This is a genomic window from Micromonospora sp. NBC_01412 (assembly GCF_045040215.1).
GTDB lineage: Bacteria > Actinomycetota > Actinomycetes > Mycobacteriales > Micromonosporaceae > Micromonospora > Micromonospora rubida.
In genome coordinates this window covers 72,984-95,893 of the sequence record NZ_CP109528.1, presented here as the reverse complement: position 1 = coordinate 95,893, position 22,910 = coordinate 72,984, and the positions used below count along the sequence as shown (strand labels likewise).

The following is a 22,910-nucleotide window of genomic DNA, read 5'->3' as shown; positions in this document are numbered from 1 at the left end:
TGTCGTGCTGCTGCTGGTATGGGGGCGGGGCGGCCAGGGGAGTGGCCGGGGTCAGTCGGCGAATTCCACCTTGATCAGGTCCGCGAACCGGATCATCGTGGCGAAGGCGTCCTCCTGTGAGGTCCCGGTGGTGCCGAGGAACCCGAGGATCGTGTTGCCGTGCGGCGGGCGCTTGATGACGTCGCCCGGCCGTGCGGTGATCTTCAGGTCGAACGTCTGTTCCGACTCGCTGACCTCGGCCGGCACGTGCACGCTGGCGATGGTGCCGGCCGCGCAGATCAGACACATCGACGCGGTGTGCGTACCAGTGGGCTGAAAGTGCCGCACCCGGGGCCGCACGCCGCAGGCGATGTCGACGGCCGCCGCGATCGGGTCGTGATCGGCGGTCAGCCTGGCGATCAGGTCGAGCCCGCCGCCGCCGACCCGTCCGGCGATCTCCAGAAGGTGCGGTCGGCCGTCGTGGAACCGTACTTCCGCATGCCCCACGCTGCGCCGCAGGCCCTGCGCCCGCACCCCGGCAGCGACCACCTCGTGCACCGCTGCGAGGTCCTGCGGGCTCATCGACGTCGGCGCGTGGTGGACATCGTCGTCGAAGGTCTGCCCCTCGATGGTGATCCGGTCCACCACCGAGCCGAGGTACACCTCGTCATCCCAGACGACCACCTCCATCAGGTACTCCGCGCCGTCCAGGAACGACTCCACCAGCAGGCCGCTCGGTCCGAGGTCCACCCCTTCCGGCTCGGACCGCGCCCAGAACATGTCTCGGCTGCCTTCCTCCGCCTGCGCGTACCGCTCGGTCAACTCCGCCGGGGAGCCGACCTTGAACACGAAGTTGCTGCCGGCGCCGTGCGTGGGCTTGATGATGACCGGATAGCCGAACTCCTCCGCCGCGGCATGCGCCTCGGCCAGGGTGCCGGTCAGCCGGAACTGGGGAGAGGGCGCTCCGGCCCGCTCGTACGCCTGCCGCATCAGGTACTTGTTGCGGCAGTTGACCGCGGTTTCGACTCCAATGCCGGGTAGGCCGAGGGCCTCGGCCACCGCCGCTACGGTGATCACCGACGACTCCGAGAACGTCAACACCCCGTCGAAGCCCTCGGCCTGGTGCCACTGCTTCCCGGCGGCGATGATGTCGTCGATGTGGCGGGAACCGACCACTTGGTACCGCTCGGCGGGCCAGAAGTCCGCCTTACCTTCACCGTTGAGCACGTAGAGTGTTGCACCCAGGGCTTCCACCTGCGCGTAACGCGACAGATAGTACTCCAAATACTGACAAGTCTCGATGGCGAGTAACTTCATCTGGTTCTCCTACGATGCTCGTCCGGCGCCAGCGCCGGGAGCCAGCTGGTCGAACGTGGCTGGCAGCATTGGCAACCGGAACATCGTGACCTTGTCCACGGACCCGTCGTCGACCCGCAGCCGCACCCCGGCACCGGCCAGCGTGTCGGTAACGTCGATCAGGATGGGCGCGGCGTACGCGAGCAGGGTCTGTACCTGAGCCAGCACGTCGGCTGCGGTGTCCGAGTTGATGTGGTCACGCGCCAGGCGGTCCAGTTGGGTGGCGATCGTGTCGGCGACCCCGCCCGGGCTGAACCGGTCGTCATGGTAGTGCCGGCGCAACCGGTCGGCCACCACCCGGGCCCGAGCGCGGCCGGCCGCGCTCACCGGCAACACCGCGCCGTCCGGGATGGTCAGCTCGGCCAGCGCCGTGGCCAGCTGGTTCCAGGGCCGCACCAGCCGGGTGGCCACCACGTTCCGCAGATCGGCCTCGGTGAAGTTGGTGCGTTGGAACTCCGGGGCGGTGAGGGCCAGATAGAACCGCGCCAGGTCGCGTGGCACGCGGTCGAGCAGTTCGGTGGCAGAGATCAGATGGCCGCGGCTGGTGGAGAACTTCGACCGGTCCAGCTCGTAGAACTCATTGGTCACGGTCACCGTCGGGGTGGCGTACCGCTGCGGGTGCGACAGCAGCATGGCCACGTCGAGCATCCCCCAGTGGAAGACGTTGTCGTACCCGTGGAAGTAGACGATCGTAGGTTGAGTGTCGGCGAGCCAGAATTGGTCGGTGCGCTCGGTCGGCCGGCCGAGCTGCCCCGCCGACCACCACGTGCTGTAGATGACCGCCGGCATCGCCTCGATCCACGGGTACAACCGTTGCCCGGGAGTCTCGGCGAACGGCGCCGGCAGCCCCCAGTGGCCAGGCACGGTGACCGGCACATCCGGTAGCGGGCCGGCCATCAGCTCCGTGACCAGGTCGCGGGCGTTCGGCCGCCACCGCGGCGCGTGCCGGGCGTAGTAGTCGGCGAGCTGGTTACGCAGTCGCTCCAACGGCAGCACGAGGATCTCCACCTCGCGGTGCTCGACGTCGTCCGTGGGGTCGAGCGTGTAGTACGGGTCGAGCAGCTCGTCGAAGTTGTTCGGGTGTCCGCACGCCTCGCACGCGCCGCCCGAGCTCTGCGCCAGGCAGGTCGGACAGGTGCCGGAGACGAGCGCGTCGTAGAGGCAGACCCCGGCCCGTCGGGCGAACGGAAACCGGACGGTACGCAGCTCGAAAGCGCCTGCCCGGTGCTGGGCGGTGACGAAGTCGAGCACGGTGCGTCGGTAGGTCTCGTCGACCGGCGGCAGCCCGACCAGGGTGGCACCCAGCGCGGTGAACGCCTGTCCGATCTGCGCGGTGGCATCCTGCACCAGGTCCGCCGGGGCTACCCCCAGGCCCGCCGCGCGGGTCGCCACGTACGACTGACTGTCGTCGGTGCAGGTGGTGTGGATGACAAACTTGCCCCGCGCGCGCTGGTACCGGGCGTAGACATCGGCGGCCAGGTAGGGCCCCGCCAGGTGCCCGACGTGCAGGCCCCCGTTGGAGGTGGGCGTGGCCGGAACCACGATCACCGGAGGTTCGTCCAGGCTCATGACACGGCCCGGTGGCGCTCGACGAACTGGTCCGCCATCTCGTGATCCCACCAGATCGCATACATCTGGAACGGCTGTTCACCACGGTTGACCACCTGGTGCCGCTCGTGTGGCGGGAAGTGCACGACGTCCCCCGCGACGAACGGCGTGGTGCCTGCGTCGGTGACGAGCTCCGCCTGGCCCGTCAACGCGATCCAGATTTCGTACTCGTGGTGACCGTGCGCCCCGGACTCGGCGCCGGGCGGCACCACACACCAGGAGCCCTCGAAGGGGGCGTTCAACGCCTCCCAGGGCATCAGCCGCTGCGCCCGCAGCCCGTTGTCGGGCTTGAGTCCGTGGTGGTCTAGCTTGCGGATCTCCATGAGTCAGTCATCCCTTCCCTCGACGAGGACGCCGCCGGCGGCCGCCGTGCCGACCAGCGCCGGTGTGCTGGCACGGGGGGCGAGCAGATCGGTCACCATCTCGCCAGCGCGAACCGCCAGTACGCTGATCAGCGAGTCCGCGATGCCATGCGTCGCCTCATTGACGCCCTGCAGATAGCAGCCGGCGGTCACGGAGTCCGGCGTCACCATGCGGTAGTTGCGGTCGACCGTGATCTCGCGTACCCCCACGGAGGCGGCGGTCTGCCGGATCAGCGCCGGCTTGCCCTGCTCGAAGCCGGTGCCCAGGAGCACCAGGTCGGCGCGGAGCTCGTCGGTCGTCGCCCGTAGCCGGTCGTGCACGGTCAACACGACCTCGTCGCCCTCCATCCGGGTGGCGAGCACGTCGGTGAGCGTATGCATGACGATCCGGGTGTTGCCGGTCAGCCGGTCCTGGTACATCTGGCGATACAGCGAGTCGAGCATGCCGGGGGCCAGTCCGGCGTAGTTCGTCCGGTGCATCTCCTGCAACAACTGGGCCCGGGCCTCGGCGGAGCCGGCGTGGAACTGGTCGACGAACGACGGGAAGTACAGCTCATTGGTGAAGGCGCTGCTCTCGTAGCCACGCAGCCCGGCTGACCTCATCAGCATCCGGCACTCGGCGGCTGGGAACTGCTGGTACATCGTCCACAGCATCTCGGCAGCACTCTGCGCCCCGCCGACGACCACGACCCGGCGCACCGCCTTCGGGTCGAGCTGCGCCACCCGGCTGGTGAACTCGGTGCTGTGGACCACCCGATCGGCGGGCAGATCCCGGAACGCGGCGGGAACGTTGGGGGCCCGGCCGACCCCGATCACCACGTTCCGGCAGCGGACCACCTCGCCGGTGTCGAACTGGACCCGCCAGCGATCCGACACCCCGTCGTCACGTGACGACACCGGCGTGATCGCCGTCACCGCCCGCCCGTACTCCACCTGCACCCGCTCCAGCGACTTGGCAACCCACTGCAGGTACGCGGAGACCTCCAGGCGGAACGGCAACGCCGAGCCCAGGTTGATGAACTCGTCCAGCCGGTTGGTCGAGTGCAGGTAGTTGACGAAGGAGTACCGGCTGCGTGGGTTGCGCAGCGTCACGAGATCCTTGAGGAAGCCGACCTGGCTCTGGGCCCACGGCAGCAGCATCCCGCGCTGCCAGGCGATGTCGTCGTACTGGTCCACCAGCAGGGTTTCGTCGGCCACGTCGGGAGCCATCTCCTCGACCGCCACGGCAAAGGCGAGGTTGGCCGGACCGGCCCCCACGGCGACCACTGACTTGTGTCTCTCCATGCTGCCCCTCATCTTGACGCCTGGTCGCCCAGCTCCCGGCAAACCGGCCCCGGGGGCATGGACATCTGTGGCGGTTGTCCGCTGGCCGCCACGCACACCGTCGCGGCGGCCAGTCGGCTCGACGCCAGAACACTCTTCGCGGCGCTCCCCGCCCCACCGGCAAAGCTGAACACCCCCGGCATGTTGTCGATCGCGCGTAGCCGCAGCCCGCCCTCATCGGCAAAACAGTCCACGCCCGCGGCCGACCACCGCGGCGACGGCAGCCGCCCGTCGAGGCCGAGAACGGCGCGGGCGACCTCCGAAACCCGATCCACGTACGCCGGGTCGGGGCGGTCGCTCCCCGGAGCTGCTCCCCACGCGGAGGTGGCGACACCGAGCAGTACGGACCCGACTCCATAGGACCGGCCATACAACGTGGACAAATCATCGACGAGGCACCCGAGGTCGGGTCGCGCCAGCGGGTATACGCCGTACTGGATTCGTCGGGTGCGCAGCGACACGGGAATCAGTGCGCTGGTCCACGCACCGGCCGCGACCACCACCACGTCGTGATGTCGGACGATGCCGCCCACCGTCACGGCTGGCCCGGCTGCGACCGAGGCGACCGCCTCTTGGCGTACCCGAACACCCAATGCGGTGGCCCGAGTGACGGCGTAGTGGCGTAGCGCATCCGGACGGATGTGCCCCGCATACTGCTCGACGACCGCGAACGTGCCCTCCGGCCGGGGGGCGAGGCCGAGGGCCCGCGCCACCTGTCCGGCTGGCACCAGCCGGGCGGAGCCGCTGAGCGCGCCGTCCAACAGGGCGAGCTGGCGGTCCGGATCGACCTCCGGGCGCAGAAAATAGTAGGAGGGCGACTCTTGGTATCCGCTTGCGTGGGCCAGCGCGGGGTCGCGGCGAAGCTCGGCGAGGCTCTCAGCCGCCAGCCGACACTCGTCGAGGTTCGTCTCGAAGCCCCGGACCAGTCCACCGGAGGCGACGGTGGCATCTCGGCCGCGCGTCGCCGCGCCCAGGTACAGCTCGATGCGGGGTCCCCCGATCTGCTCGGCGAGCCGCAGCGCGAGCACGGAGCCGGCCAGGCCCCCGCCGATGACAGCCACTGGAGCCCGCATCGGATCAGGCTCGGCGGGCATGCGGGCCGAACTGTGTAACTCGTGCGGACCGCCGGTCGAGCCCGCGCATGATCACTCCGACTCCACAGGTGGGGGGAAGGTGTCGCTGTGGCAACTGTGGTTGCAGACGATAGAGATCGGTCGACGGTCCGACAACCAATCAGGAATCCCTGGTGCAGGGCGCGCAGGGCTTCCATCTATGCATCCACCACGGCCGTATCCATCGAAAGGCTTGATCCTGCCGACGTGCAGGCACCCAAGTGTCGCTTGTCGTCTGTCAAACCTCGACGTTCGGCCGCGCTTCCTCCAGCGGGGGCGCGGCGTTGGCGACGCGGTCGTCCGGGCTCGGCTGAACGGCCACCAGGACCACAGCGGCGGCCGTCAGCACCGCCGACGCGCCGATGGTGACGGTGTAGCTGTGCTGCAGGTCAGCGAGAATCGCCCCGACCTGGCTCGTCGCTGCCACGGCGAGCATGTGGACCGCCCAGAGCACCCCGAGCGCGGTGCCGCGAACCCCGGGCGGCAGGGCCCGGGTCACCCACACCGTCGTGGCGACCACGGTGGCCAGATAGCTCACGCCGAAGACCGCGCCGAAGGCGATGACGGTGGCCGGGGAGTTGACGAACAGCAGCATGACCATGGCGGTGGCGCGCATCGCGTAGGCGCCGATCAGCGTGGCCCGCGTCCAGCCGAGGTCACACAGTCGTCCGGCGGCCAGCGCGCCGATGATTTCCAGCGCGCCCAGCACCGCCACCGCCGAGGCGCCGACCGAATCCGAGATGCCGTGGTCGTGCAGGTGCGGGAAGAAGTGCACGTCGATGAAGGCCATGGTGGTCCCACAGCCGATGAAGGCCAGCACCAGCGCGCGCATCTGCGGGTGGCGGAACGTCGTGGCCGTCGCGCTCCAGAACGACACCCTCGGTGCCACCCTGGCCGGCTGCCGGCTGATGGACAGGCGTACCAACGCCAGGGACAGGGGCAGCAGTACGACGAGGAAGACCACACCGATGGCGAACAGCACCTTGTTCCAGGACATGGTGTTGTCGAGGTAGGTCCACAGGGGAACCAGCACCATGAAGCCCACCGCCGCGCCGTTGGTCAGCAGCGCGTAGAACAGGCCACTGTTGCGCCCCTGGAACAACTGGTCGGCCAGCACGCCCAGCGGCACGAAGGAGAGCATCGTGACCGCGACGGCACCGACCACGCCGTAGGTGAAGACGAACATCCACAACTCGGTGGCCATGGCACTGAGCAGCAACACGATGCCGTTCAGGGCGGTGCCGATCGCCAGCACCGGGATCGCGCCGATCCGGTCGGCGAGGTGCCCGATCACCGACGAGGTCACCGCGGTAACCACAGCGAACAGGGTGGTCGCGATCGCCAGACTGCCGCGGCTGACGTCGAAGCCGTCCGCGATGTTCAAGAAGAAGACCTGGACAGTGCTTTTCAGCGAGGAACCGGCGAGCGAAATCAAGAAACTGGCAGCCGCTGCGAAGGTCGCAAAGGCCGTGCCCACTTTGGCGGTCCTGGTCATTGGGTAGCCTCTGCTTCGGAGAGTGCGACTACAAGCGCGATTGCCGAGACATCCTGGCATGAGCGTCAGCCCCTGACCAGGGTCGGTCGATCACGGACCGCGCGCCCAGAACCGGCGGATGCCGCGGGTGGGCCAGCCGGGAGGTTCACGACCTGCGAGTCGGTCGAGGATGCGGACTGGCTAGCCGTCCGAACGGTGGATGACGGCTGGGTGGTTGAGCGGTGGAGACCCACCGTGCGGACACCAGGCGATCGGCCGGGCAGCAGGCGTCACGGGTGCAGGTGTTCTCGGCACCACCTGCGTCCTTTCAACCGTCACCGCTGGCCGGTCAGTAAGGCGTCCGTTCCGCTCGCCGGCTGCGGGAGCGGGCCAGTATGGCGGCGAGGCTGTCGAGGAGGGCCTCCAGCCGGAACTCGAAGCGCGCCCGCCGCTCTTGCTCGATGTCGGCGGACATGACGGTCTCAGCGGTAGGAGCCAGGTATCGCCGCCAGCCAGCAGGCCGCGGCACGCATCCGCAGCGCCGTCACCTCGCCAAACGGCACCGCTGGTGACGGGACCAGCAGCGGGAATGTCACACTGAACCACGACGAAGCGCCGTCAAGGACAAGGTCCGTGAGGAAACCTCGTCCTGCCGGAGCTTCCCGCTCAACATGCCGAAGTTGCCGTACCACGACGATCGCTACCTACAGCGACATTATGATCTTGCTGTGGTCGTGGCGGTGCAGGTGACCTGGGTCGCCCAGCGCGCGCGGCAAACCCGGCCATGGTCGCACACCGAGGAGTATATATATGTCGGCACAGGACAAGCTAGAGTCGATCTTCACTTCGGTGGTGCGGCGCAACCCTGGCGAGGCCGAATTCCACCAATCGGTGCGGGAGGTGCTCGACAGCGTCGTGCCGGCCTTGGAGAGGCATCCCGAGTACGCCGAAGCGAAGATTATTGAGCGGATCTGCGAGCCGGAGCGGCAGATCATCTTCCGGGTGCCATGGGAGGACGATCGCGGTGAGGTCCACATCAACCGCGGCTTCCGGGTGGAGTTCAACAGTGCCCTGGGCCCGTACAAGGGAGGTCTTCGGTTCCACCCGTCGGTCTATCTAGGGATCGTGAAGTTCCTCGGTTTTGAACAACTGTTCAAGAACGCGTTGACTGGCATGCCGATCGGCGGCGGCAAGGGTGGGTCGGACTTCGACCCCAAGGGCCGCTCCGACCGGGAGGTGATGCGGTTCTGCCAATCGTTCATGACCGAGCTGTACCGGCACATCGGCGAGTATACGGACGTGCCGGCCGGCGACATCGGAGTCGGTGGCCGGGAGATCGGCTATCTGTTCGGGCAGTACAAGCGGATCACCAACCGGTACGAGTCCGGGGTGCTGACCGGCAAAGGCCTCAGTTACGGCGGTGCCCAAGTGCGCCGGGAGGCTACCGGCTACGGTGCGGTGTTCTTCGCCGAGGAGATGCTACGCGCCGACGGCGGCGACAGCCTCGACGGAAAACGGGTGGTGGTTTCCGGCTCGGGTAACGTGGCAATCTACGCGATTGAAAAGGTGCATCAGCTCGGTGGCACCGTGGTGGCATGCTCGGACTCCTCCGGCTATATACACGACGACAAGGGAATCAACGTCGACGTGCTTAAGCAGGTCAAGGAGGTCCGCCGGGCACGGATCGACGAATACGTCGACGCGCGCCGGCACGCCACCTTCGTCGCAGGTCGCCCGGTCTGGAACGTGCCCTGCCAGGTGGCGATCCCCTGCGCGACGCAGAACGAGCTCACCGCCGCCGACGCGCTCACCCTGATCGCGGGCGGCTGCACCATCGTGGTGGAGGGGGCCAACATGCCCACCACGCCAGAGGCGGTGCGGGGTTTCGCCGAGGCCGGGGTGCGGTTCGCGCCCGGCAAGGCGGCCAACGCCGGTGGAGTCGCGGCCAGCGCCCTAGAAATGCAGCAGAACGCCAGCCGCGACTCGTGGACCTTCACCCATTCTGAGCAGCGGCTGCAGGAGATCATGGGGACCATCCACGCCCGCTGCTACGCCACCGCCGACGAGTACGGCATGCCGGGCAACTACGTCGCTGGAGCCAACATCGACGGCTTCCGGCTCGTCGCCGAGGCGATGCTCGCCCACGGGCTCATCTAAGAGGGAAGTCATCACGGTACTGACCGACGGCCTCGCTGGTGGGGCGGCGGATCGGACTGTGGAGTTCCGTGGCCGCGGGTCCGGCTATGTTCGCTCTGGTCGGGCACCGGGTGACGGGTGCCCGACCAAGGGCATCTGCTACAGGTACGGGCGTGTGATCAGTTCGATCGCGTGACCTGCGGGGTCCTTGAAGTAGACCCCGCGACCGCCATGCTCGGTGTTGGTCTCCCCCGGCCGTTTGATCTGCGGGTCGGCCCAGTACGTGATGCCTCGCTCCTCGATATACGCCAGGCATCGCGAAAACAGCTCATCGTCGACGAGGAACGCGTAATGCTGCATCTGGATGTCCACCGGCGGCTCGGCGAACTGGAGCAGCACACCCTCGTCCAGCAGAACATTGACGAAACGCCGCCACGAGGGTGCCTCCGGAAGCTCGAACAGTTCCCGGTAGAACGCGGCCGACGCATTCTTGTCCCTGGCGGCAATGATGGTGTGGTTGAATGTGACTGTCATGCCTACCGTCTTTTCGGTCGATCCGAAGACCCGACCGGAAGCCCACGGCGTCCACCAACCGCACCGATGGCAAACCCCGATGCGCCGACGCCCCGGGTCCCGCGCGAGGAACGCGTACGTCGCGTCGATCTCGGCGTGGCGGCTGAAGTAGCCAGAACCTCCGGGGGGTAGGCCCATCTGGGGCGCAAGCGAAGGCTAACACAGCGCGAGAGCAAGACCAGTTGACTCCAGGCGTCCACGCCGACGGCCGGAACTGCCACCCGCCCCGGGAATCCCTCGACCCAACTGCGCGGATCACCGAAAACTGTCAGCTTCGCTGGGACCGGACACCCACGTCCGAACAAGCGTGGAAAGCACACCCGGCTCGGGGTCGGGTTCCAAGTAGGGCCGTGCGGTACCTGGGCTACTCAAGCCCAGGACGGTTCAACGCACTGCCACGTCGCTCGCCGCACCCCTGTGTCGTACGCGGACGCAGGCTAGTGTCGCGTGTCTGAGGTCTTTTGACGGTTGGCTTTGGTGAGGATCTGATCGGCGGTCTTGGTCCGGGGCTGTCTCGCCAACTGCTCTGTCTCACATTCGGTGGTGACGGAAGGTGGTCGATGTCGTTGAGATCATGTGTGCAAGATCGATGATCTTTACGAAGGTGGTGTTCTCAGGACTGTCTTCACTGGTGATCGACGGGGTCGAAGTGGGCCAGGAGGTTCACCCACCCCGATCGTCCTGATCGCCCGGAGGTACACGTCAGCGCAGCGTCGCGAGTGTCGTCGCGAGCCGGTCGAAGACGACCTCGTCGACGGTCGCTCCGGCCTGCCGGAGGGCGAGCACGGCCGCGCCGACCACCCCGTCGGGGACGATGCGTACCTCTGCGATGGTGCCGTCCCGGGCGTACCGGGCCGCGATCCGGTCGGCCAGCGTGCGGTGCCGGGTGAGGATGCCGCCGCCGAGCGTGATCACGCCGCTCAGGCCGGGGGTGACCACCGCGTTGAGGGTGCGCAGCAGCGCGTCGGCGGCGTCGCGGACGATCTCGTCGGCGATCTCGTCGCCGGCGGCCTCGAAGGCCAGGTGAGCGAACTGGGCGAGCTGCACCGGGCGGATCGCGTAGAGGGTGTCGAGCGCGTACGAGACGATGGCCGGGCGACCGTCGGGATCCGGAGCGTGGCCACCGGCCTGGCCGAGCTGGTCCAGGAGTAGCCCGGTGAGCGCGGTGGCCGGGCCGCGGCGGTCGAGCTCGGTCAGCGCCGCCCGGACCACCCGATGTCCTATGTAGAAGCCGGAGCCGTCGTCGCCGAGCAGCCAGCCGAGCCCGTCGGCGGTGGCGATCGGCCGCCCCCGCTCGACCCTGATGGCCGCCGCGCCTGTGCCGGCGACGAGCGCGTAGCCGGCCTCCCGGTATGTGCCCGAGAAGAAGGTGGCCAGCAGGTCCGATTCGAAGACCGGGGTCGCGGTGATGCCGAGTGCCTTCAGCGGTGCGGTGAACGACTCGACGTCCATGTGCGGGCTCGCGCCGGCCATGGCGAACACGACCCCGCCGATCTCCTCAGCTGGCACGCCGGCGGCCGCCAACGCGTCCGCGGCACTGGCCGCCACCGAAGCGGCTGCGTGTTCGGGTCCGGCGGAGGTCGGGTTTCCGCTGCCGGTGCGGGCGTAACCGAGACATCGGCCTTCGGCGGTGACGACGACGCTACGGGTCGAGGTGCCACCGGCGTCGACGGCTAGCAGCTCAGGCATCGTTACCAACCCGTAACCTTGGGGTCATTGCCCCCACCGAGATCCTGCAATTAGTTTTCACGAACCAAATCTAACAGTGATAGGACTTTTCATCATCATGTCTTCGGCTGAAGTACCCCCGGCGCAAACGACTGCCGAGTTCGGCGTCAGCAGTCGCATCCGGGCGCAGCTGTCACACATGACGCAGTCCATGGCCAAGATCGGTCAGCTCCTCCTGGAGAACCCCGAGCTGCCGCTCCAGTTGTCGATCACCGAGCTCGCGGAACGCGCGGGCACCTCGGCGGCGACGGTGACCCGCTTCTGCCGGCTGATCGGCTACGGCGGCTATCTGCCCCTGCGGGTCAGCTCGGCGGCCGACCTTGGGCGGTCGAGCGCGCAGGACACCTGGGAGCAGGTGATCGGGCACACCTTCCACCCGAGGCAGGACCCCGCCCAGGTGTTGCGGACGCTGCTCAACGCGCACGTCGGCGCGTTGCAGGCCACCGCCGATCTGGCCGATCTCGCCCTGCTGCAACGGGTCGCCGCCGCCATCGCGACCAGCCGGCACGTGGACATCTACGGCATCGGCGGCAGTGGGCTCGTCGCTGCCGGCATGCATGAGCGCCTGTACCGGATCGGGATCAACGCGCATGCGTGGACCGAGGTGCACCTCGGCCTCACCAGCGGCGCGCTGCTGGGGGAGGGCGCCGTGGCGATCGGCGTCTCCAACAGTGGTCGCACCAGCGAGACGGTGGAGATGCTGGGGTTCGCCGGTTCGCAGGGCGCGTTCACCGTGGCTCTGACAAGCGATCCCAGCTCGCCGCTCGCCGCAGTCGCCGACGTGCACATCCAGAGCTACACGCCCGGCGAATACCTCCAGCCCGGGGACTTCGCCGCGCAGCACGCCCAGCTGTTTGTGTTCGACCTGCTCTACCTGATGGTCGCGCAACAGAACTTCGAACGCACCACGACCACGCTCGCCCGGACCGCTGCGGCCGTCGCCACCCATCGCGAAACTCAGTCCCGGACGCCGCGTGCCGCGATCGCCTCCCCGACGAACGGAACGCCTTCCTCATGACGACCCTCTTCCGTGACTATTCCACGCATGTCTCCAGCCGCCTCCGCGCCATCGACGAGGAGGCCCGTTCGGGCGGCCTGGACGGGGCGATCGAGTTGATCGTCAACGCGATCGAGAACGACGGTGTGCTACACGCCTTCGGCACCGGTCACTCCGAGGCCTTCGCGATGGAGGTCGCCGGCCGGGCCGGCGGGTTCATCCCGAGTCACGCCATCGCGCTGCGGGACCTGGTCCTGTTCGGTGGCCGGAGCGACGCCTCCATCCTCGTCGGTGCCGAGTTGGAACGCGACAACAGCATCGTGGACGAGCTCTACGACCTGTACGAGATGCACCCGGCCGACGTGTTCCTCATCGCCTCCAACTCGGGCGTGAACGGCTCGATCGTCGGGCTCGCCCTGCGCGCCAAGGCCGAAGGGCATCCGGTGATCGCCGTGACCAGCCTCGAACACACCAACGCGGTCGTCCCCAAGCATCCCAGCGGTAAGCGACTCTCGGACGTCGCCGACATCGTCCTGGACAACCGTGCTCCGTACGGAGACGCCACCCTCGACCTCGGTGACGGGCTCGGGGTGGGGCCGGTCTCGTCGATCACCGCAGCTTACCTCGCGCAGCTGCTGACCATCGGCGCGGCGGAGCGCATCCGGGCGGCCGGGCAGGTGCCGCCGCTGTACATCTCGGCCAACATTCCCGGCGGCGACGAGCACAACGGCGCCCTGGAACGGCGCTACGGGGCGCGCATCAAGCCCGTCGCGTGATCCCGGCCCGGCCAGCCGCGGCGACGCTCGCCGCCGCAGTGGACCGCCACGGCCACCGACATCGCAGACAACAAGGCCCATCGAAAGGTAGCCACCCATGTCCTCTGAATTGAAACCATTCAACCGCCGCCTGTTCCTACGGGGTGCGCTGGCGACGTCGCTGGTCCCCGTCGCCGGTGTGCTGGCCGCGTGCGCCTCGCCAGGCGACGACGAACCCAAGGGCACGTCGACCACCGGCGCCACGAGCGCCCAGAACCCGTTCGGACTGGCCGCCAACACCGAAGTCGACGCGGTCATCTTCAACGGCGGCTACGGCTACGACTACGTCACGTTCGCGGGCGGCCTGGCCGAGGCGAAGCACAGCGGCATCAAGATCAAGGTCCAGCCGTCGACGGAGATCGCCCAGGAACTCCAGCCCCGGTTCGTCGGCGGTAACCCGCCTGACCTGATCAACAACGGCGGTGCGGGCAAAATCTCTCTGAGCACGATCGTCGACCAGCTGGAGACCCTCGACGACGTCCTCGACGCGACCAACTACGGCGGTACGAAGATCGCGGACAGCCTCTACCCGGGGGTCAAGCTGCCCGGCACGTTCAACGGGAAGTTCGTCGCGCTGAACTACGTGATGACCGTCTTCTCGCTCTGGCATTCGGCCTCGCTGTTCGAGGAGAACGGCTGGACCCCGCCGAAGACCTGGGCCGAGGCGAAGGAACTCGGCGCCAAGGCGAAGGCGAAGGGCAAGTACCTGTTCGTCTTCGGCAAGGAGGCGGCCAACTACTACCAGTGGACGCTGGTCGACTCGGCGATCAAGGAGGGCGGGCACGAGGTACGCCTGGCCCTGGAGAACCTGGCGCCGAACGCGTGGTCGCACCCGGCGGTCCAGGGCGTTCTCAAGGAGGTCCACGACATCGTGCGGGCCGGTTACATCGTGCCCGGTGGCGCAGGCACCCAGTTCACCGCCGCGCAGGCGAAGTGGAGCAACGATCAGCAGGCCCTGCTGTACAGCTCGGGCGGCTGGATCGAGAACGAGATGAAGAAGGCCACCAAGGCGGGCTTCCGGATGACCGGTGTGCCGGTGCCGACCCTGTCGACGAGCCCGGCGCTGCCGTTCGAGGCGCTGCGAGCCGCGGCCGGCGAACCGTTCATCGTGCCGACCAAGGGTAAGAGCCCGGCGGGTGGCAAGGAGGTGCTGCGCGCGATGCTCTCCAGCGAGGCCGCCGCCAACTTCTCGAAGACCCGGCTGGCGCCGACGATCGTCAAGGGGACCGTACCGGCCGACGGCTACGGCTCGACCGCGCTGGTCTCGCAGACCAAGATGCTCGAGGCCGCCGGCCAGAACATCTTCGACTTCGTCTCCGAGGGTTACTACGGGATGGGCGCCGACCAACTGGTCCTGTGGAACGCGTTCCTCGCCGGCGACCTCGACGTTGCCCGAATGACCAAGGGCCTGCAGTCCGTGAGCGACAAGATCGCGAACGACTCGTCCATCCAGAAGATCAAGGTTAGCTGAATGCGATGACAGGTACGACGACGCTGGGCGGCCGGCGGCCCGCCAAGCGCCGCCGCAAGCTCACCTTCGACCGGGTGAGCTTCATGGCGGTGTTCCTGATGCTTCCCCTGGCCATTTTCGTGATCTTCGTGATCTCGCCGTTCGCCCAGGCGCTGTACTACGCGATGACGGACTGGACCGGCTTTTCGCCGGACATGCGCTTCATCGGCCTGGAGAACTTCGTCAAGCTCTTCGGTGACGATGTCTTTCTGCGTGCGTTGCTGAACAACGTACTGCTCGCGATCGTCGTGCCCATCGCGACCATAGCACTCGCTCTGGCGATCGCCAGCGTGGTGACCGTCGGTGGGTCGAGTACGGGAACCGTGCGGGGCCTTCGTGGGTCCGGGTTCTACCGGGTCGTCTCGTTCTTCCCGTACACGGTGCCCGCCATCGCCATCGGGCTGATCTGGGCCCAGGTGTACGACCCGTCGAGAGGGCTGCTCAACGGCCTTCTCACCGGAGTCGGCCTCGACGGGTTCGAGGACTTCCCGTGGCTCGGCAAGGCCACCACCGCGTTGCCGGCGTCGATCTTCGTCATCATCTGGAGCTTCGTCGGCTTCTACACCGTGCTGTTCGTCGCGGCGATCAAAGGTATCCCGGCGGAGACGTACGAGGCCGCACGCCTGGACGGCGCCGGTCGCTTCCGTACCGTCATCTCGATCACCATCCCGCAGATCCGGGACAGCGTGCGGACCGCGTACATCTACCTGGGCATCATCGCCCTCGACGCGTTCATCTACATGCAGGCGTTGAACCCCACCGGCGGGCCCGAGTACTCGACGCTGACCATGAGCCAGCAGTTGTACACGGTGGCCTTCCGCAAGGGCCAGTTCGGGTACGCGACCGCCATGGGCGTGGTACTCGCGGTGGTGACGCTGTTGTTCGCCGCGATCGTGCTACTGGTCGACCGCCTGACCGGTGGACGTGCCGACAGGAGGGAGCGGACATGACCGCGCTCGCTGCCGAGAAGACGCACCCCGTCACCTCGGCCACCCCCGCGCCGCCTCGACGCCGCCGGAAATCGAGCGGCGGCGACATCGCCGTCGCGGCTACCTCACACGCCCTCCTCGTCGTCTGGGCCGTCATCGTCATCGTCCCGTTCCTGTGGACGGTCATGTCGTCGTTCAAGTCGACCGGTGAGATTCTGGCGTCGCCGTTCTCGCTGCCCAGCCGGTGGAGCTTCCACAACTACGCGGCAGCCTGGACGGGCGCCGGAATCGGCGGCTACTTCCTGAACACGGTCATCGTGGTGGGTGCCGCGCTGTTCATCGTCATGTTGCTCGGCGCGATGTGCTCGTACGTGTTGGCGCGGTTCAGCTTCCCGGGTAACCGGCTCATCTACAACGCGCTGCTCACCTCGATGACGTTCCCGCTGTTCCTCGCGATCGTGCCGCTCTTCTTCATCCTGCGGAACTTCGGGCTGCTGAACACCCTGCCCGGCCTGATCCTGACCTACGTCGCGTTCGCCCTTCCGTTCACCGTCTTCTTCCTGTACTCGTTCTTCAAGGCGCTGCCGGACGAGATCCACGAGGCGGCGCAGATCGACGGCGCGGGGGAGTGGAGCACGTTCTTCCGGGTGATGCTGCCCATGGCGAAACCCGGTCTGGCCTCGGTGGCCATCTTCAACTTCCTCGGGCTGTGGAACCAGTTTCTGCTGCCCATCGTCCTCAACACCGATCGTGACAACTACGTGCTGACGCAGGGCATGGCGGTGTTCGCGTCGAGGGCCGGCTACGCGGTCGACTTCGGCGCCCTGTTCGCGGCGGTCGTGATGACCGTCCTTCCCGTACTCGCCATCTATGTGATCTTCCAGCGCAGGCTCGAGGGCTCGGTCTCACAAGGCACCTTCCGCTAGTCCGCGCTCACCCTCCGCACCTAGCCAACCCCTTCACGCCTATCGCTAGGCGTTTCACGTCCACCAGGAAATGAGGACAGTCTTGCGCGCGACTCTCCGCCGCATGATGGCCGCTGGGCTCATCGTCGCGGCGACGACAACCTGGGGGCTGGTCAACGCCCCCACCCACGCATCGGCAACCCCGTCGGCGTCGAACATCCCGGCCGACCCGTACGACGTTCCGGGCTACGCCCCGGCCGGCACGACCAACGTGGCCGCGAGCGCCAGGGTGACGTCCTCGTCCAGCTACGAGATGGCTAACGAGACCTGGGCCATGTCGCTGCTCAACAACGAGGTGGCGGGCAAGGCCGACGGTTGGAGCACCAGCCCCTACGACAAGGTGCAGGACCCCACCACGGCGGCCTGGGTGAGCTACGACCTCGGGGCGTCACACGACATCGACCGCGTCGTCGTTTTCCCGAGGGACAAGAGCTTCCCCGCCGACTACCGCGTCGAGGTGTCGTCCGACGGCAACGAGTACCGCAGCGTCTTCACCAGCACCGGCAACGCGGCCGGCCGCACCGCGCCCGAGGTCGTCGATCTGGCCGACGTGGAGGGCCGCTTCCTGCGGCTGTACGTCACCCGCCGCAACGGCGTCGCGACCGGTGACGGATACCTCGTGCAGCTCTCCGAACTGGCCGTCTTCGGTGGGCTCAACGAGACGATCCTGTCCATCGAGAAGCCCGCGCTGCTGCTGGAGACCGGGACCGTCGAGCGGCTACCCCACCGGGCGGTCGCGCCCAGTGGGACCCCGCAGCTCGTCTGGACCTCGTCCAACGTGGGTGTGGCCACCGTTGACGGCTCGGGCGTGGTGACTGCCGTGGCGCCGGGCAAAACGGTGATCACGATGGCCGCTCCGCAGCTGGAGAAGTCCACGTCGATCCCGGTCGAGGTCCGGAACGAGGTGGAACGGGTCGAGGACAACTTCGTGATCTCGGCCTTCTGGCCGCCCACCACGGAACACGTGAACGAGACCCAGTACAGCTACCTGGGCGACGCCGGGATCGACCTGGTGCTCGCGACCCAGCTGCACACCTCCAAAGCCATCAACATGGAGATGGCGCGGCTGGCGCACAAGAACGGCTTCCAGATCATGGTCCAGGACGGCCGCATCGGGCCCGGCATGGTCAACATGACCGACGAGCAGATCCGGCAGGAGGTGCTGGGATACACCAACGTCCCAGGCGTCGGTGGGTTCTTCATCGTGGACGAGCCGTACGACCCGAACCCGTTCGCCCGGGTGTTCAACACCATCAAGGAGGTGGCGCCCGAGTACGACGCCCACCTGAACTTCCTGCCGAGCTTCGTGTACGGGTCCGAGGCCGAGTACGCGCGGGTGACGCAGGGGTGGCTCGACCGGGTCGGTGACCGCGGTTACCTGATGTACGACCGGTACCCGTTCGGCTGGGCCGAGAACAGCCTCGACTACACCGGATTCCTGAACAACATGAACACGGTGCGAAAGGTCGGGCTGGCCAACAACGTCAAGACGGCGCAGTACCTGCAGGCCGTCGGGGTTCCTGGCAACTTCCGGCGGATGAATCCGACCGAGATCCGCTACGAGGCCAACATGGCTCTCGCGTACGGGTACAAGAATCTCTCGTACTTCACCTGGTGGACGCCGACCGACCGCGGCGAGGTCTTCACCGACGCCATCATCACCGCTGACGGGCAGAAGACCGAGCTGTTCGAGCCGGTGAAGCAGCTCAACAGCGAGATCCACGCCCTCGGGCCCACCCTGATGAGGCTGGACGCCAGGGAGGTCTACCTCAACGGTCAGACCTGGGGCCAGGAGGCGGTGCCGGCGGACTTCCTGGTGCGCGCGCAGTCGAACGACGACCTCACCTTCTCGTACATGCGTGACCGCGAGAACGGCCGCAACTACGTGATGGTCGTCAACAACAGCTTCACCCAGGCGAAGGACGTCTCGCTGCGCTTCGGCACCGGGATCGGCTCGCTAGAGGAGATCAGCCGGCAGACCGGCAAGCCGGTCGGCGTAGCGCTGGACAACGGCGCCCTGAACCGCAGGTTCGACAAGGGCGAGGCCGTCCTCTACGCGCTCCCCGCCGGCTACGACTACGAGGCTCGCCCGACTCCGGTGAACGTCAACATCGCCCATCACAAGCCGGTCACCACCGACAGCACCCAGAGCGGGGGCGACTGGTCGCCGACCAGCGTCACCGACGGGCAGCGCTTCGCGCAGGGCGCCGTGAACGGGTGGAGCACGCCGGCCACCGAAGCCTCCCGGAAGGCGAACCTCACCGTCGACCTCGGCAGGGAACAGAGCCTGAACCGGATCGACCTCTACCCGGCGGGCACCGTCATCGACTACGGCGGCACCTTCCCCCGGGACTTCACCCTTCAGGTGTCGGCGGACGGCGAGTCGTGGCGAACGGTCAAGACCGTCAGCGGTCAGGGCCGCGCCGCCGGTCCGCTCAGCTACAGCTTCGATGCCACGCAGGGCCGCTACGTGCGGATCGCCGTGCAGGAGATGAACCGGTGGGGCGGCGGCTATGCGGCGGCGTTGGCCGAGCTGGAGGTGTACCACGACGACGGCGGCACCGCGGCGCCCGAGTCCCCGCCGACCACGCCCGCGCCACCGCCGTACGTCGAGGGCCAGAACATCGCCCAGAACAAGACGGTGGTCGTGTCCTCCACCACCCCCGACAGCACCTACGAGCAGTGGGGCTATGCCTCCAAGTTCCTGGTCGACGGGCGGACGAACAACGGTTGGACCAGTAACATCCGGCGGCACACGACACCCAACGCGCAGGAGTGGGCCGTCGTCGGGCTTCGCGCCGACTACGACGTGAGCGAGGTGAAGGTCCACGCGATCGGCGCCTTCCCGGTCGACTACAAGGTGCAGCTCTCACCGGACGGTGGCGGGTGGACCACCATCGCCGACGTGACGGGTGACGACGGCAGCACCGCAAAACCGCGGGTGTTCACACTGGACAAGCCCGTGCGTGCCGCCTTTGTCCGGATCGTCGGCAGCAAGCTGCGCACGGGCGGCCACGCGGCCGACGGCTACCTCATGCAGGTGGCGGAGATCGAAGCCTTCGGCACACCGGTCAGCGACCGGCAGGAACTGCGGAAGCGGATCGCGGAGGCCGAGGGCAAGTCCGAACCGCAGTACACGGCCGACAGCTGGGCGGGCCTCACCGAGGCACTCGCACAGGCCAGGACGGTCGCTGCGGCCGTCTACCCCTATCAGTACGAAGTGGACAAGGCCGACCGGATGCTGGCCACCGCCCTGGCGGCTCTGGTCCGTCATCCCAACTGGGAACGCACCGTTGAGTACCGCAAGGGCGCCCGTGTGATCCACAACGACCGGGCGTACGAGGCCCAGTGGTCAACGCGCGCCGAAGTGCCTGGCGTCTCTCCGTGGGGCGCTTGGGCCGAGGTGGGCGTCCCGGTGGAGACCCCCAAGGGCAAGCACGCTTCGTGGACGAACTCGTGGATCTACACCAGCGGCGACATCGTGGCCCACGACGGCCACCTGTGGAAGGCGCAGTGGTGGACCCGCAACCAGGAGCCCGGTGACCGGAACGGGCCCTGGCTCGACCTCGGAAGCTACTGACAGGTCGGTGAAGGCCGGGGCGCGGTCGTCACGACCGCGCCCCGGCCGACGCTCCGGCGCCCTACCGCCGGGGCGCTGCGCTGGAGCGCCGGACGACCAGTTCGGGTTGGAACACGACGTGCTGGTGGCGGTGCTCGGGATCGTTGGTCTCGTCGAGCAGCAGCTGGGCGGCGGTGCGGCCGAGCTGCTCGCGGGGCTGCCGCACCGAACTGAGTGGCACGGCGGCGGCCGCGGCGAAGTCGATGTCGTCGTAGCCGACGATGGCGACGTCGTCGGGCACCCGCAGGCCGCGCGCGGTGAGCTCCTGCAACGCGCCGAGGGCGAGCAGGTCGTTGCCGCAGAGTAGGGCGGTCGGGCGGTGCGCCGGGGCGAGGTCGGCGAGGGCGGCAGCGGCGTGTCGGCCCTGCTCCACCGTCGGGCTGGCCGTGGCACTCACCCGGAGCCGCACCCCGCCGTCGGACTCGGCGATCGCGGCCGCCGCGCCGTCGTGGCGGTCAGCCATCTGCCGGATGGCGAGCGGCCCGCCGATGTACGCGATGCGGCGGTGTCCCCGCTCGATGAGGTGCTCTGCGGCCAGCCTGCCGCCGAGGACGTCGTCGACGGCGACGGAGCAGCGGGCGGGGCGACCGGCTCCGCGGTCGACCAGCACCACGGGAATACCCCGCGCGGCGAGACGGTCCAGGTCGGGCATGTCACCGCTGGTGACCGGGGTGATGAGCACGCCGCGCACCCGCTGCTCCTCCAGCAGCTCCAGCTGCCGGCGCTCGCGGGCCGGGTCCTCGCCGCTGTTGCAGACCACCAGCATGCCGCCGGAAGCCTCGACGACGCGCTCGGCGCCGCGGGCCACGTCGGTGAAGAACGGGTTGGCGACGTCGAGTACGACGATGGCGACCGTGCGGCTGCGTCCGGCCCGCAGCTGCCGGGCCGAGTCGTTGCGGACGTAGCCGAGGGCGGCGATGGCGTCGAGGACCCGCTGCCGGGTGGTCGGGCTCACCATGTCGGGGCGGTTGAGCACGTTACTCACCGTGCCCAGGGAGACGCTCGCGTGGCGCGCGACCTCCTTGATGCTGACCGCCATGGTTCCCCGTTCGTTGTGGAAGGTCGCATCGTACCGGCCGCTTGATGAAACGTGTCAGCGCGCTTGCCAGCAAGGACGGAGTGGTGGGAGCGGGTGTCCGGTCTTGACCAAGGCGTGCCCTCCGCGTACGGTCCCGAGGAAATGTGAAACGTTTCATCAGTCGTGGGGAGGAGTCGGCACCGATGAGCGCAGACCGGCCAGCGCCGGACCGGACGAGGCAGGCGCTGCGGTCGCAGCGCATCGAGACCCCGTCCTGGGCCTACGCGAACTCAGGCACCCGGTTCAAGGTGTTCCCGCAGGAGGGCGTGCCGCGCGACCCATTCGAGAAGATCGCTGACGCGGCCGTGGTGCACCGGCTCACCGGGGTCGCGCCCACGGTGGCGCTGCACATCCCGTGGGACCGGGTCGACGACTACGCCGCCCTGGCCGGGTATGCCGCCGAGCAGGGCGTGGCGCTGGGCACGATCAACTCCAACGTGTTCCAGGACCCCGACTACATGCTCGGCAGCGTCACGAACCCGGATCCCCGGGTGCGTCGCAGGGCGACCGACCACCTGTTGGAGTGCGTCGACATCATGGACGCCATCGGGTCGCGGGATCTGAAGCTGTGGTTCTCCGACGGCACCAACTATCCCGGCCAGGACGACATCCGCGCCCGCCAGGACCGGCTCGCCGCCGCCCTGGCCGAGGTGTACGACCGGCTCGGCGACGACCAGCGGATGCTGCTGGAGTACAAGCTCTTCGAGCCAGCGTTCTACACCACCGACGTGCCGGACTGGGGCACCGCCTACGCGCACTGCGTGACCCTGGGCCCGAAGGCCCAGGTGGTCATCGACACCGGGCACCACGCACCCGGGACGAACATCGAGTTCATCGTCGCGGTGTTGCTGCGGGCCGGCAGGCTCGGCGGCTTCGACTTCAACTCCCGCTTCTACGCCGACGACGATCTCATGGTCGGCGCCGCGGACCCGTTCCAGCTGTTCCGCATCATGCACGAGATCGTCGCGGCGGACGCCCTCAGGCCCGAGGCAGGCATCGCGTTCATGCTCGACCAGTGCCACAACATCGAGCCGAAGATCCCGGCCATCATCCGCTCGGTGATGAACGTGCAGGAAGCCACCGCCAAGGCCCTGCTGGTCGACGCCGACGCCCTCGCCGGGGCGCAGCGGGCGGGCGACGTCCTCGGCGCGAACGCCGTGCTCATGGACGCCTTCAACACCGACGTTCGTCCCCTGCTGGCCGAACTCCGCGCCGACCTGGGGCTGGATCCCGATCCGCCGGCCGCGTACCGGCGCTCGGGCTACTTCGAGCGCATCCGCGCCGCGCGCGCCGGCGGCCAGCAGGCCGGCTGGGGCGCGTGAGTCCCACCAGGATCCCGACGGACG

At 68.1% G+C, this 22,910-nt stretch carries 18 protein-coding genes; 8 read left to right on the top strand and 10 right to left on the bottom strand.

The window, feature by feature from the left end; all coding sequences use genetic code 11:
• Positions 1 to 51: 51 nt before the first annotated feature.
• The 7 genes from OG617_RS00415 to OG617_RS00385 all read right to left on the bottom strand — a co-directional run bounded on the left by OG617_RS00415 (position 52) and on the right by OG617_RS00385 (position 7,689).
• A complete protein-coding gene (locus OG617_RS00415) occupies positions 52 to 1,296 on the bottom strand; it encodes an ATP-grasp domain-containing protein (protein ID WP_405097680.1) in 1,245 nt (414 codons plus the stop codon).
• Positions 1,297 to 1,305: 9 nt separating this feature from the next.
• Positions 1,306 to 2,904: a class I tRNA ligase family protein gene (locus OG617_RS00410; protein ID WP_405097678.1), complete on the bottom strand. Its 1,599-nt coding sequence runs from the start codon at positions 2,902 to 2,904 to the stop codon at positions 1,306 to 1,308.
• Positions 2,901 to 3,266, bottom strand: coding sequence for a cupin domain-containing protein (locus tag OG617_RS00405; protein ID WP_387024337.1), 366 nt, complete (start codon positions 3,264 to 3,266; stop codon positions 2,901 to 2,903). The genes OG617_RS00410 and OG617_RS00405 overlap by 4 nt, the downstream gene beginning before the upstream one ends.
• A gap of 3 nt (positions 3,267 to 3,269) precedes the next feature.
• A complete protein-coding gene (locus tag OG617_RS00400; protein ID WP_405097676.1) occupies positions 3,270 to 4,589 on the bottom strand; it encodes a SidA/IucD/PvdA family monooxygenase in 1,320 nt (439 codons plus the stop codon).
• Between the two features lie 8 nt (positions 4,590 to 4,597).
• Entirely contained in the window at positions 4,598 to 5,701 is a 1,104-nt protein-coding gene (locus tag OG617_RS00395; protein WP_405097674.1) for an FAD-dependent oxidoreductase, read from the bottom strand.
• 277 nt (positions 5,702 to 5,978) lie between these two features.
• Entirely contained in the window at positions 5,979 to 7,235 is a 1,257-nt protein-coding gene (locus OG617_RS00390; protein WP_405104051.1) for an MFS transporter, read from the bottom strand.
• Between the two features lie 328 nt (positions 7,236 to 7,563).
• Complete coding sequence (locus OG617_RS00385; protein ID WP_405097672.1) at positions 7,564 to 7,689, bottom strand: hypothetical protein; 126 nt, start codon at positions 7,687 to 7,689, stop codon at positions 7,564 to 7,566.
• A 335-nt stretch (positions 7,690 to 8,024) separates the two neighbouring features.
• Here OG617_RS00385 and gdhA point away from each other — a divergent pair, with 335 nt between their 5' ends.
• Complete coding sequence (gene gdhA, locus OG617_RS00380) at positions 8,025 to 9,371, top strand: NADP-specific glutamate dehydrogenase (RefSeq protein ID WP_405097670.1); 1,347 nt, start codon at positions 8,025 to 8,027, stop codon at positions 9,369 to 9,371.
• A gap of 138 nt (positions 9,372 to 9,509) precedes the next feature.
• Here the strand turns inward: gdhA and OG617_RS00375 are convergent, their stop codons facing one another.
• Together OG617_RS00375 and OG617_RS00370 are read right to left on the bottom strand one after the other, a co-directional pair.
• Entirely contained in the window at positions 9,510 to 9,884 is a 375-nt protein-coding gene (locus tag OG617_RS00375; protein WP_405097668.1) for a VOC family protein, read from the bottom strand.
• Positions 9,885 to 10,625: 741 nt separating this feature from the next.
• Positions 10,626 to 11,612, bottom strand: coding sequence for an N-acetylglucosamine kinase (locus OG617_RS00370; RefSeq protein ID WP_405097666.1), 987 nt, complete (start codon positions 11,610 to 11,612; stop codon positions 10,626 to 10,628).
• A 97-nt stretch (positions 11,613 to 11,709) separates the two neighbouring features.
• Between OG617_RS00370 and OG617_RS00365 the strand changes: the two genes are divergently transcribed.
• The 6 genes from OG617_RS00365 to OG617_RS00340 all read left to right on the top strand — a co-directional run bounded on the left by OG617_RS00365 (position 11,710) and on the right by OG617_RS00340 (position 20,447).
• On the top strand, positions 11,710 to 12,669 hold the full coding sequence (locus tag OG617_RS00365; RefSeq protein ID WP_405097664.1) for a MurR/RpiR family transcriptional regulator: 960 nt from the start codon (positions 11,710 to 11,712) through the stop codon (positions 12,667 to 12,669).
• A complete protein-coding gene (locus OG617_RS00360; RefSeq protein WP_405097662.1) occupies positions 12,666 to 13,424 on the top strand; it encodes a sugar isomerase domain-containing protein in 759 nt (252 codons plus the stop codon). Before OG617_RS00365 ends, OG617_RS00360 begins: the two co-directional genes overlap by 4 nt.
• A gap of 97 nt (positions 13,425 to 13,521) precedes the next feature.
• Positions 13,522 to 14,934, top strand: coding sequence for an N-acetylglucosamine/diacetylchitobiose ABC transporter substrate-binding protein (ngcE, locus tag OG617_RS00355; protein WP_405097660.1), 1,413 nt, complete (start codon positions 13,522 to 13,524; stop codon positions 14,932 to 14,934).
• Positions 14,935 to 14,939: 5 nt separating this feature from the next.
• Positions 14,940 to 15,923, top strand: coding sequence for a carbohydrate ABC transporter permease (locus OG617_RS00350; protein WP_405097658.1), 984 nt, complete (start codon positions 14,940 to 14,942; stop codon positions 15,921 to 15,923).
• Positions 15,920 to 16,828, top strand: coding sequence for a carbohydrate ABC transporter permease (locus tag OG617_RS00345; RefSeq protein ID WP_405097656.1), 909 nt, complete (start codon positions 15,920 to 15,922; stop codon positions 16,826 to 16,828). Before OG617_RS00350 ends, OG617_RS00345 begins: the two co-directional genes overlap by 4 nt.
• Positions 16,829 to 16,931: 103 nt before the next feature.
• Entirely contained in the window at positions 16,932 to 20,447 is a 3,516-nt protein-coding gene (locus OG617_RS00340) for a discoidin domain-containing protein (protein ID WP_405097654.1), read from the top strand.
• A gap of 61 nt (positions 20,448 to 20,508) precedes the next feature.
• Here OG617_RS00340 and OG617_RS00335 read toward each other — a convergent pair whose 3' ends face one another.
• On the bottom strand, positions 20,509 to 21,525 hold the full coding sequence (locus tag OG617_RS00335) for a LacI family DNA-binding transcriptional regulator (RefSeq protein ID WP_405097652.1): 1,017 nt from the start codon (positions 21,523 to 21,525) through the stop codon (positions 20,509 to 20,511).
• Positions 21,526 to 21,707: 182 nt separating this feature from the next.
• On the opposite strand from OG617_RS00335, the gene rhaI reads away from it, so the two are divergent.
• Positions 21,708 to 22,886, top strand: coding sequence for an L-rhamnose isomerase (gene rhaI / locus OG617_RS00330; RefSeq protein ID WP_405097650.1), 1,179 nt, complete (start codon positions 21,708 to 21,710; stop codon positions 22,884 to 22,886).
• Positions 22,887 to 22,910 lie beyond the last annotated feature (24 nt).